This window comes from Tumebacillus sp. BK434, from assembly GCF_004340785.1.
GTDB lineage: Bacteria > Bacillota > Bacilli > Tumebacillales > Tumebacillaceae > Tumebacillus_A.
In genome coordinates, this window is record NZ_SLXS01000001.1 from 309,964 (window position 1) to 322,961 (window position 12,998).

2 protein-coding genes are annotated in these 12,998 nt (G+C 57.3%); both read left to right on the forward strand.

Annotated features, from left to right (window positions below):
• The first annotated feature begins 6 nt into the window (after positions 1–6).
• Positions 7–3,300, forward strand: coding sequence for a non-ribosomal peptide synthetase (locus tag EV586_RS01215; protein ID WP_132943267.1), 3,294 nt, complete (start codon positions 7–9; stop codon positions 3,298–3,300).
• Between the two features lie 123 nt (positions 3,301–3,423).
• A complete protein-coding gene (locus EV586_RS01220; RefSeq protein WP_132943268.1) occupies positions 3,424–12,984 on the forward strand; it encodes a non-ribosomal peptide synthetase in 9,561 nt (3,186 codons plus the stop codon).
• Positions 12,985–12,998: the final 14 nt, after the last annotated feature.

Genomic DNA, 12,998 nt, shown 5'->3' on the forward strand with positions numbered 1-12,998 from the left:
CAACACATGGACAAACGAGCCAATCTCACCCCGGCGCAGCGCGCCCTGTTAGAAAAACGCATCAAAGGCAAAGGGCCCGTCATGCCCGCGTCCACCCAAAAGAAAACAGGCATTCCCCGCCGACCGAAAGGGGAGTCGCCGCTGTCCTTTTCCCAAGAGCGCATCTGGATCATGGAACAACTGGAGCCGGATGCTGCCGTCTACAACTTAGCGTTCGTCGTGACGATCACCGGAGAGATTGACCGCGAAGTGCTGGGGAAGAGCATCCACGAAGTGGTACGCCGCCATGAAGCGCTGCGTACTACGTTCCCCGTCAGAGACGGCACACCAACACTTCAGGTTCATGAGGAACTCCCGGTGCCGATTCTGGCGCTTGATGTTCGGCTGCTGCCGGAGGAGGAGCGTGAAGAAGCGGCAGAACGCTTGGCGCTGGAAGACGCCAGACGTCCCTTTGATCTGGTCCAAGGTCCGCTGGTGCGCGTTACGACCATCCAGAAAACGGATCAGGAATCCTTGCTCCTGATCACAATGCATCACATCATTTCCGACGACTGGTCGCTTGGCGTGCTGATCAACGAGTTTTCCATCCTTTACGCGTCCTACAAAAACGGGCTGCCTTCGCCGCTCGCGGAACTGCCGATTCATTACAGTGATTTTGCATACTGGCAGAAACAGCCGGAACAGCAAGCCTCCTTGCAGAAACAGTTTGACTACTGGCACGAGCAACTCGGCGGCGACAGAGAACCGCTGCAGTTGCCGACCGACCGACTGCGCCCGGCGAGCCAGACTTACAACGGCGCGAGGACCGTCTTCCGGCTCTCCCGGCAGTTGTCCGCGGCGCTGCAGCAACTGAGCGTGGAATCAGGCACCACTCTGTTCATGACGCTGCTCGCCGCTTACCAGACTTTCCTCGCCCGCTATACCGGTCAGAGCGACATCCTCGTCGGCTCGCCAATCGCCAACCGCAACCGGCAGGAGATCGAAGGGCTGGTCGGCGTGTTTATCAACACTCTCGTCCATCGCAGCCGCATCGCACAGGGCATGACCTTCCGTGAGCTGCTCGGCAACGTGCGCCGCACCACGCTCGATGCGTTCGCCAACCAGGACATACCGTTCGAAAAACTTGTCGAGAGGTTGGAGCAGGACCGCAACCTGGCGTACCCTCCGCTGTTTCAGACCCTGTTCAGTTTGCTAAACAACGCCGAGCGAACGCTGTCTATGCCGGGGCTGACCTTGCAGACCGAGACGCTGTACACCCAAACAGTTTCGTTTGACATTACATTGACCATCTATGAGACCGGACAGGGGCTGGAAGGGTATTGGGATTACAACACCGATCTGTTTGATCCGGAGACGGTGGAACGCATGATCCTGCACTTCCAAACGCTGCTCGGCGGGATTGTCGACCACCCGGATCAGCTTGTGCACAAGTTGCCGATCCTGCCGGCGAACGAGCAGCACAAGATGCTCCGCGACTGGAATGAGACGGCCTTCCCATCCCGCGCAGCCTGTCTGCATCAGCTGTTTGAAGCGCAGGTCGAGCGTAGCCCGGACGCGATCGCCGTGGTGTTTGAAGATCAGCAGATCACCTACCGCGCGTTGAACAACCGTGCCAACCAGATGGCTCAGTTTTTGCAGGCGTTTGGCGTCGGGCCGGACGAGCGGGTCGGGATCTTTATGGATCGCTCTCCTGACCTGCTCACGGCGATGATTGCCGCGCACAAGGCGGGCGGAGCCTACCTGCCGCTCGATCCGGGCAGCCCGCAGGACCGGCTCGGGTTCATGATCGGGGACGCCCAGCCGAAAGTGATCTTGACCCAGCCCTCCTTGGCGGGCCGGCTGCCGGAGCATGAATCGCAAGTGCTGACCTTGCGCAGTGAAGAGCCTTCGCTCTTCCTGCCGAATCCGGTCAGCCTCGTGCAGCCGGAGCATTTGGCGTACATCATCTACACATCAGGCTCCACCGGCCGACCCAAAGGCGTCATGGTCGAGCACCAGAGCGCCGCTCATTTCTTCACCGGCATGGATCAAGCGGTCGGATGCGGGAGTGAGGATGTGATGCTGGCGGTGACCTCGATCGGATTTGACATCTCCGTGCTCGAACTGTTCTGGAGCTTGGCGCGCGGAGCCACAGTCATCCTGCTCTCCGAGACGGAGATCGGGGAAGCGGGCATTTCTGTGCGCGAGTACTCACTGCGCAGTCAACTGCTCCGGCATCAAGCGACGATCCTGCAATGCACGCCTTCGCTGATGGGCATGATTCTGGCAGCACCCGATGGCCCGGCCGCGCTTGCCCCATTGCAAAAAATTCTCTTGGGCGGCGAAGCGATGCCACCTGCTTTGGCACGACATTTGAAACAGAAGACCAACGCCCGTCTGTTCAACATGTACGGCCCGACAGAAGCGACCGTCTGGTCGGCCGTACATGTTGTGGACGAGCCGGATCTTCAGACGTCGATTCCGCTTGGACGGCCGATCGTCAACTGCGAGCTGTATATCCTCGACGAGCACCTTCAACCGGTGCCGGTCGGCGTCGGAGGCGAGCTGCACATCGGCGGTGCTGGCGTGACGCGCGGTTACCTTGGCCGTCCTGAGCTGACCGCCGAGCGTTTCATCGCCAATCCATTTGGCGCCGGCCGACTGTACAAGACGGGGGACCGGGCGAGCTTTCTCCCCGATGGGTCGGTCAAGTTCCTTGGCCGATTCGATAGCCAGGTGAAGCTGCGCGGATTCCGAATCGAACTGGGTGAGATCGAAGCGGTGCTTGACCAGCATCCGGCGGTCGTGCAAGCGGTGGCCACGGTGTACGAGGGAGAAGTGCTGGGGGTCTACTACTCGGGAGAAAAGGTTCCGTCAATTGATTTGCGCGCGTATCTGAAAGAGCGCCTGCCAGCTTATATGATTCCTTCCGCATATCTGCATCTTGACAAATTCCCGCTCACGGCAACTGGCAAGATCAATCACCGGCTGCTACCGACCCCGGAAACGGAAGAGCGAATCGCCGAGTATGTCGAGCCGCGCACACCGACGGAAAAGAAGCTTGTCGGGATCTGGTCGGAACTGTTGCGAGTCGAGAAAATCTCCGTCTACGACCACTTCTTCGATCTCGGCGGACATTCTTTGCTTGCGACAAAACTCCACGCGAGAATGCAACTCGAGTTCTCCATCGAACTCAACTTGCGTGACCTCTTTGAAAAGACCACCATCGCCGAACTGGCGGAGGCGATTCAAGCCGTGGAAACTGTGCGGGCTCCTGTCATCCAGAAAAGAGAGCGTATCGGCTCTCGGAATAAACGCTGATTCCAAAAAGAGTCTGGCAAAATGTCCAGACTCTTTTTTCTATGCTATAATAAACATTAAAATATATAATTAAAATCTGAATGTTTATATATAAACTTTAAAGTTGGAGGTATTTGACCCCGCATGGACAAAAGAGCCAATCTAACCCCGGCGCAGCGTGCGCTGTTAGAAAAACGAATCAAAGGCAAAGGCCCCGTCATGCCTGCTTCCGCCCAAAAGAAAACGGGCATTCCCCGCCGTCCGCCGGGGGAATCGCCTTTGTCCTATTCCCAGGAGCGCATCTGGGTCATCGAACAGATGGAGCCGGACGCTGCCGCTTACAACGTCCCGTTTGTCGTTTCGATCACCGGGGTACTCGATTACGATCTCCTGTCGAAAAGCATCAACGAAGTGGTGCGCCGCCATGAAGCGCTGCGCACCTCCTTTCAAGAGACAGACGGCACACCGACGCTGTTCATTCACGATGAACTCGACATCCCCATCGAGATCTTCGATATTCGCCATGTTCCGGAGTCGGAGCGGAACGAGGCGGCCGAGCGTCTTGCGCGGGAAGAAGCCAAGCGTCTTTTCGATCTGATCCACGGCCCGCTTGTGCGCGTGACGGCCATCCAAAAGGCGGATGCGGAGCATTTGCTCATGATTACTCTGCACCACATCATCTCCGACGGCTGGTCGCTCGGCGTAATGATCAACGAGTTTTCCATCGTGTACGCTTCCTTTCAAAAGGGGCTGCCCTCGCCGCTCCCCGAATTGCCAATTCAGTATAGCGATTTTGCATATTGGCAAAAGCAGCCCGAGCAGCAAGCAGCCCTGCAGCAGCACTTTGAGTACTGGAAGGAGCAGCTCGGCGGCGAACGTGAACTGCTGCAATTGCCGACCGACCGGCCGCGTCCAAGCAGTCAGACCTACAACGGCACGACAACCGTCTTTTCGCTGTCGAAAACACAGTCGGATGCCCTGCAGAAGCTGAGCGTGGAATCGGGCACCTCTCTGTTCATGACGCTGCTTGCCGCTTTTCAGACCTTCCTCGCCCGCTATACAGGTCAGAGCGACATTTTGGTCGGCTCGCCGATTGCCAACCGCAACCGTGAAGAGCTTGAAGGTCTGGTTGGCGTTTTCATCAACACTCTTGTTCATCGCAGCCGGATCGAGAACGGCATGACGTTCCGCGACCTGCTGGAGAAGGTACGCCGCACCACACTCGACGCGTTTGCCCATCAGGACATGCCGTTCGAAAAACTGGTCGAAGCGCTGGAGCAGGACCGCAACATGGCCTACTCGCCACTGTTCCAGACCATGTTCATTTTGCAAAACAACACGCAGCGCACGCTGTCCATGCCTGGGCTGACCTTACAGACCGAGATGTTGGACTCGAAGACGGCATTGTTTGACATCACCTTGTCCTTTTTTGAGACGGAGTCGGGTCTGGAGGGCTATTGGGAATCGAACACCGATCTGTTTGACCAAACGACGGTGGATCGCATGATCCGCCATTTCCAAACGCTGCTCAGCGGGATCGTCGAACATCCGGATCAGCTTGTGCATCAACTGCCGCTGCTGCCGCCTGAAGAGCAGCAACTGCTGCTCCGCGATTGGAATGGCACGGAGCAAGAGCTGCCGCAATACCGCATCGACGAAATGGTGTCCGCACAAGCGGAGCGGACGCCGGAGACCGCGGCTGTCACATTTCAGGGGCGATCACTATCTTATCGCGAGCTAATTCACCGTGCCAATCAAGTGGCGCACCGCCTGCAGCAGCTCGGCGCCGGGCCGGACGTGCCGGTCGGGCTGTCGATGGAGCGTTCGCTGGACATGATCATCGGTCTGCTCGCGATCATCAAGGCTGGCAGCGCCTATGTGCCGCTTGATCCAGCCTATCCGAAAGACCGTCTCAGCTACATCCTTGACGAGACGTGCATTCCGATTCTGCTGACCAGACAGGGCGTGATGACGGCCGAAGTGCCGGAAAGTGTGCAGGTGATCGAGCTGGACACAGATCCTACCCTGTGCGAGGAGAGCGGGGAGAACCCGACAAACCTAGCCACGCTCGACCATCTGGTCTACATCCTCTACACGTCAGGTTCGACCGGACGTCCGAAAGGCGTGGCGATGCCGCATCGCCCGGTGGCCAATCTGCTGGCTTGGCAGCTGCGCGAAGCACACAAAGCGGACGCCCGCACCTTGCAGTTCACATCGCTTAATTTCGACGTTTCGTTTCAAGAGATCTTTGCGACACTCTGCGCGGGTGGCACGCTGGTGCTGCTGGAAGAAGCGCAGCGTCAAAATCTGCTGGAACTGCCCGATGTGCTGATCGCGGAAAAGGTGGAGCGACTCTTCCTGCCTTTTATTGCTTTGCAGTCGCTGGCCGAAGTCTGTGCCGAACGCAATTTGTTCCCGGACAGCCTGCAGGAAGTGATCACCGCAGGGGAGCAGTTGCAGAGCACGAAAGCGATTCGCCGGTTCTTCTCAGAATTGCCGCACTGCACGCTGACCAACCAGTATGGCCCGACCGAAAGCCACGTCGTCACTTCACATACCTTGGCCGGTCCGGCCGACTCTTGGCCGCTCCTTCCGCCGATCGGACGTCCCGTCGCCAATGCCAAGCTCTATGTGCTCGATGCGTTGCTCCAGCCGGTGCCGATCGGAGTGCAAGGTGAACTGTATCTCGGCGGCCCCGTCTTGGCGCGCGGGTACATCAAACGGGATGATCTGACCCGGGAACGCTTTCTGGATAACCTGTTTGCAGCAGGGGAGATGCTTTACAAAACGGGTGACGGCGTGCGCTGGCTGCCAGACCGCACGATCGAATATCTGGGCAGGCTGGATAACCAGGTGAAAATCCGCGGGCACCGCATCGAACTTGGCGAGATCGAAACACGATTGACCGAGTGCGACCAAATTCGCGAAGCGGCGGTCATCGCCCGCGACAACTCGCTGATCGCCTATGTGGTTGCCGAAGGTGAAGAACTGCCCGATGTCATGCAATTGCGCGCTTATCTCGGCGAAAGGCTGCCCGAATACATGGTGCCGGCCGCGTTTGTGCAACTTGAGGCCATGCCGCTCACTCCAAGCGGCAAAATCGACCGCCAAGCTCTGCTTGCTCTGGAGAGTGCGACCCTGCCGAGTGTCGAACGAACGTACGTCGCGCCGTCTTCGCCGCTGGAAAAAGAACTGTGTATCGTCTGGTCTGAAGTTCTGCAGGTCGAGCAAGTCGGTGTGCAAGACAACTTTTTTACCCTCGGAGGGCATTCCTTACTGGCAACGCGCATGATGTCGAGAGTGAACAGCCGGTTTGCGACGCATTTGCCACTGCGCAGCCTCTTCGAAGCGCCGACGATCGCTAAGCTCGCCGCCGTGATCGCCGAACAGGAGAACGAAGTTGTTGCACCACCGATCATACCCGCGCCGCGAAATGAGCAGTTGCCGCTGTCTTATTCTCAGGAGCGCATCTGGGTCATGGAACAGTTAGAGCCTGAAGCTGCTGTCTATAACATTCCGGGTGCCTTTTCAGTCAGCGGAGAGCTCGACCGCGAACTGCTGTCCACAAGCATCCACGAAGTGATCCGCCGCCACGAAGCCCTGCGCACCACGTTCCCGGTCACAGACGGCACGCCAGAGGTGTTGATCCATGAGGAACTCTTCGTGCCGATTCTCGAGCTTGACGTTCGTCATTTGCCGGAGGGGGAGCGGGATGAGGCGGCCCAGCGTCTGGCGCTGGAAGATACCCAGCGTCCTTTTGACCTCATCCAAGGCCCGCTTGTGCGCGTCACGACCATCCAAAAGGCGGACGATGAGCATCTTTTGTTGATCACCCTTCATCACATAATCGCGGACGGCTGGTCGATCAGCGTGCTGATCAACGAGTTCTCACTCCTTTACGCCACCTTAAAAAACGGTCTTCCTTCGCCGCTCCAAGAGCTTCCGATCCAGTACAGCGATTTCGTATATTGGCAGAAGCTGCCGGAGCAGCAAGCAGCTTTACAGCAACAACTTGAGTACTGGAAGCAGCAGCTCGGCGGTGAACTTGAACCGCTCCAGTTGCCGACCGACCGGCCGCGCCCGAGCAGCCAGACCTTTTGTGGTGCCACGACCCAATTTATGCTTTCCAAAGCACTTACCGATTCTCTGCAGCAACTGAGCGTAGAGACCGGAACAACTCTGTTCATGACCCTGCTGGCCGCTTTTCAAACGTTTCTCTCTCGCTACACCGGGCAGACGGACATCCTCATCGGTTCGCCGATCGCCAACCGTACCCGCCATGAGATTGAGGGGCTGGTCGGCGTCTTCATCAACACCCTTGTCCATCGCAGCCGGATTGAGGGCGACATGACTTTCCGCGACCTGTTGGAAACAGTGCGCCATACGGCCCTCGACGCATTTGCCCATCAGGACATGCCGTTTGAAAAATTGGTTGAAGAGTTGCAAGCAGATCGCAACATGACCTATTCGCCACTGTTCCAAGCGATGTTTGTCCTGCAAAACAATGAGCAGCATACTATTTCCATGCCGGGGTTGACTTTGCGGAGCGAGAACCTGGAGACAAAAACGGCCAAATTTGACATCACCTTGTCCTTCTTTGAGACAGAGAATGGCCTCTGGGGGCATTGGGAATACAACACCGATCTGTTTGACGCCGAGACGATCGAACGCATGATTCTGCATTTCCAAACGCTGCTCAGCGGCATCGTCGACAAGCCGGACAGGCTTTTGCACGAATATCCGCTCCTGCCGTACGATGAGCAGCTAAAGATGCTTCGCGACTGGAATGACACGGCAGCGCCGTCCCGCGAAGCCTGTATTCATCACCTGTTCGAAGAGCAGGTGGAACGCACCCCCGATCGGATTGCGCTGGTGTTTGAAGAACGGCAGCTTACGTATCGCGAACTGAACAACCTGGCGAACCATGTCGCCCAGATCCTGCAGTCATCTGGCGTCGGGCCGGAGGATGTTGTCGGGGTTTATCTGGAGCGCTCGGCGGAGCTGCTTTGCGCCTTGCTTGCGACACACAAGGCGGGCGGCGGCTATCTGCCGCTCGACCCGAGCTATCCACAGGACCGCCTTGCATTTATGATCGGGGACGCCAAGCCCAAAGTGATCCTGACGCAGGCATCCCTTGACGGGCAATTGCCGCCGCATGACGCGCAGGTGCTGACCTTCAGCGGGGAAGAACAAGTCGACTTTCTCCCCAATCCGGCCAGTCTTGCGCAGCCTGAGCACCTGGCCTACATCATCTACACGTCCGGTTCCACCGGCCAGCCAAAAGGCGTTATGGTCGAGCACCGCAACGCCGCCCATCTCTTCACCGGCATGGACCAAGCGGTAGGCTGCACCGAAGAGGATACGATTCTCGGGTTAAATTCGTTCGGCTTTGATATCTGCGTGATCGAATTGTTGTGGAGCTTAGTGTGCGGGGTGAAGGTGATTCTGCTCTCCGAACAGGAGGTCCGGGAAACGGTCTTTTCGGTCAACGAGTTCTCTCTGCGCAATCAAATGCTCCGGCATAACGTGACGATGTTGCTGTGCACGCCTTCACTTATGAGCATGATCATCGCATCAGATGACGGGCTGGCCGCACTCTCATCTTTGCAAAAGATAATGCTCGGCGCAGAAGTACTGCATCCAGCTCTGGCTCATCAGCTCTCCCGGCAGACGAATGCGCGCGTGTTTAACCTATATGGTCCGACAGAAACAACCGTCTGTGCGGCTTACTATGAAGTGAACGGCACGGAGCTAGGCTCGATTCCGATTGGACGCCCGCTTGTGAACTACACACATTACGTCCTTGACGCACACCTTCAGCCTGTGCCAGTCGGTGTTCCGGGCGAACTGCACATTGGCGGGGCGGGCGTGACGCGAGGGTATCTCGGGCGGGACGAATTGACCGCTGAGCGGTTCATCCCCAATCCGTTTGACCCAGGCATCCTTTACAAGACGGGTGACCTTGTCAGCTACCTCCCGGACGGGAATATCAAGTTTCTCGGCCGCCTCGACAATCAGGTGAAAGTGCGTGGTTATCGCGTCGATCTGGGCGAGATTGAAACGCGACTCTTGGAGCAAGACGCGATCCGCGAAGGGGTGGTCATCGCCCGTGACAACACACTGATCGCCTATGTGGTCGCCGATGGGGAGTTGCCCGATGACCTAGGCATACGAAGTTTCCTCGGCGCGCGCCTGCCTGAGTTCATGGTGCCGACCCGCTTCATACAGCTCGATGCCATGCCGCTGTCCCCGAGCGGAAAAATTGACCGCAAAGCTCTGCTTGCTTTGGAGAGCGCGACCCTGCAGAGTTTCGAACGAACGTACGTCGCGCCGTCTTCGCCGCTGGAAAAAGAACTGTGTGTCGTCTGGTCGGAAGTTCTGCAAGTCGAACAAGTCGGTGTGCAAGACAACTTTTTCACTCTCGGCGGGCATTCCTTGCTGGCAATGCGCGTGATGTCGAAGGTAAACAGCCGGTTTGCGACGCATTTGTCGCTGCGCAGCCTTTTCGAAGCGCCAACGATCGCCAAACTCGCCGCCGTGATCGCCGAACAGCAGCACGAAATTGTCGCACCACCGATCATACCCGTGTCGCGAAATGAGCATTTGCCGCTGTCCTTTGCTCAGGAGCGGTTGTGGTTCCTTGACCAGTTGCATCCCGATTCGGTGACTTACAACATTCCGGTTGTAGTCTGGATCAAAGGAAACCTGGATGCCGAGGTGCTTGGGAAATGCTTAGCAGAGGTTGTCGAACGGCATGAATCCCTGCGCACGACGTTCAAGATCGTTGACGGGCAGCCGAAGCAGTTTGTTACAGATGAAGTGACCATAGCACTGCCTGTGTGTGATGTGCAAAGCGTTGCAGAGGCCCGGGCGGTGGCGCTGGAAGAAGCGCGAACGCCGTTCAACTTGGCACAAGGACCGCTTTTGCGCGCGAAATTGCTAAGGGTCGGACAGGACGAGCACATGTTGCTGCTGACCATGCATCACATCATCACCGATGAGTGGTCGATGGGCATTTTCGTAGAGGAGATGGCAACGTTTTACGATGCATTTTCGACCGGCACATCGCCGCATTTGCAGCCGCTACCTATCCAATACGCAGATTACGCCTTTTGGCAGCGCGAGTGGCTGACAGGTGAGTTGTTGCAAAACCAGCTTTCCTACTGGAAAAAACAGCTCGGGGGAGAACTGCCGATCTTGCAGCTGCCGACCGACTTCCCGCGTCCAGCGGTGCTGACCGAGCGCGGAGCGAGCCATACCTTCCAACTGAATTCAGAAATAGCCGGGCAATTGAACCAGCTGAGTCAGCAGGAAGGAACGACACTTTTTATGACCTTGCTTGCTGCCTTTAACACATTGCTGTTCCGCTACACGGACCAAGAGGACATCCTGATCGGAACGCCTATCGCGGGGCGGAGGCGCGAAGAGATCGACGCGCTGATCGGATTTTTCGTCAACACGCTCGTCCTGCGCACCGACCTGTCAGGCGGGGTGGGTTTCCGAGAACTTCTCGCCCGCGTCCGCAGGACCGCTCTCGATGCGTACGCCCATCAGGACGTTCCTTTTGAGCGACTGGTCGAAGAGCTGCAGCCTCGGCGCAACATGAGCTACTCGCCGCTGTTCCAAGCCATGTTTGTCATGCAAAATCAACAGCAGAAGCAGGTAGAGATCGAGGGGCTCACGTTGACTGCTCTACCAGGCGAAAGCAGCACAGCTAAATTTGACCTGTCCCTGACGATGACGGAGTCGGCGGACGGGTTGACGGCGAAGTTTGAATACAACACCGACCTGTTCACTGCTGATACGATCGGGTACATGGCCGAGCACTTGACCGTGCTTTTGGAAAGCATCCTCGAGTGCCCGGATACGGACATCTCCACTCTGCGTCTGCTCACGGCAGACGAGGAGCACCTGCTGCTGACCACATGGGCGGGTGGTGCAGCTTCGTCTGTCGAAATGAAGTTCATGCACCAGCGCTTTGAGGAGCAAGCTTCCCGTTCACCGGAAGCGGAGGCGGTTGTCAGCGGCGACGTGCGCCTGACGTATCGTGAACTCAACGAGCGGGCCAACCGCTTGGCGCATTATCTGCAGGCGCAAGGTGTCACGAGAGACACACTTGTCGCGGTCAGCGTCGAGCGCACAGAACAGATGGTCATCACCGCGCTGGCAATCTTAAAAGCAGGCGGTGCCTATGTGCCGATCGACCCGGCCTATCCCGAAGAGCGCATCGCGATCATGTTGCGAGAATCCAATCCGGCGCTCGTGTTGACAGATCAAACGCTGGACGCTCTGCAGAGTGAATTGTCCATGTTGCCATCCGTAAATCCGATCTGTAAGGTGGAGCCGGATCACTTGGCATACCTGATCTTCACCTCCGGTTCTACAGGGGTGCCAAAAGGAGTTATGATCGAACACAAGAGCATTTGCAATTACTTGGAATGGATGCTCGATTTTTATCAGATTGCGTCGACAGACCATGTCCTGCAGAAGGCGAGCTTTTCATTCGACGTGTCGGTCTGGGAAATGTTCCTGCCGCTGTCATGCGGTGCGAAGACGGTGCTGGCACGTTCAGGCGGGCAGGCCGATATCCCTTATCTGATCGAACTTATCAATCAGGAGCAGATCACGATCGCACACTTTATTCCGTCGATCCTCCAACTGTTTGCTGCGGATGCAAACGTGGAGACGTGCCTGAGTCTGCGCTTCCTGATGAGCGGTGGTGAAGCATTGCCATTTGAGTTGCAGGAGCGGGTGCTGGAAAGGCTGCCCGATATTGAGCTTCATAACCGGTACGGGCCGACTGAAGTCACCGTCAACGCCACGTTCTGGAACTGCCGCCATAAGAGGGCACGCAAGATCGTACCGATTGGCCGGCCATTGCCAAATGTCACCGTGTATGTATTAAACGCAGCGCTCCAGCTGGTGCCGACCGGCGCGGCGGGCGAGCTGTACGTGGGCGGCGACTGCTTGGCAAGGGGCTATTACAACCGGGCGGATCTGACGGAGGCTCGCTTCTTGCCCAGTCCGTTTCAATCGGGCGAGCGAATCTACAAGACGGGAGACCGGGTGCGCTGGCTTGCGGATGGCAGCTTGCAGTTCCTCGGCCGGCTTGACGACCAAGTCAAACTGCGCGGCTATCGGATCGAACTCGGTGAGATTGAAGCTATGCTGGACGAGCACGAATTCATCGCTCAATCGGTGGCGGCGGTTCACCGTGGTGAGGTACTGGCCGTCTATTACTTAGGAGATCGCGTTCCGGCCGCAGACTTGCGTGCCTATCTGAAAGATCGCCTGCCAGCATTTATGGTTCCGTCCGCCTTTCTGCAGCTTGAAAATTTCCCACTTGGGCCAAACGGCAAGATCGACCGCAGTCTGCTGCCGATCCCGAATGAGTGGGAGCGCACGTCCGAGTTTGTCGCTCCGCGAACCTTGACAGAAGAACGCCTCGCCGCGCTCTGGTCTGAGCTGTTGCGGATTGAGGAGATCTCCGTCTATGACAGCTTCTTCGATCTCGGCGGACATTCGCTGATGATCACGCAACTTGTCGCCAGAGTGCAACAGGTGTTTTCCGTCTCGCTCAATCTCCGCGAGCTCTTCGAAAAGACGACCATCGCCGAGCTGGCGGAAGTGATCGAAGCATCCGAAACTGTACAAGCACCTGTTATTCAACGCAGGGAGCGCAACAGCAACAGAATGAAACGCTAAGTGAAAAAGAGTCT

Bases quoted from the DNA above. Each gene is read 5' to 3' on its own strand.
- EV586_RS01215 (WP_132943267.1), top strand. From the start codon at position 7: ATGGACAAACGAGCCAATCTCACCCCGGCGCAGCGCGCCCTGTTAGAA.
- EV586_RS01220 (WP_132943268.1), top strand. From the start codon at position 3,424: ATGGACAAAAGAGCCAATCTAACCCCGGCGCAGCGTGCGCTGTTAGAA.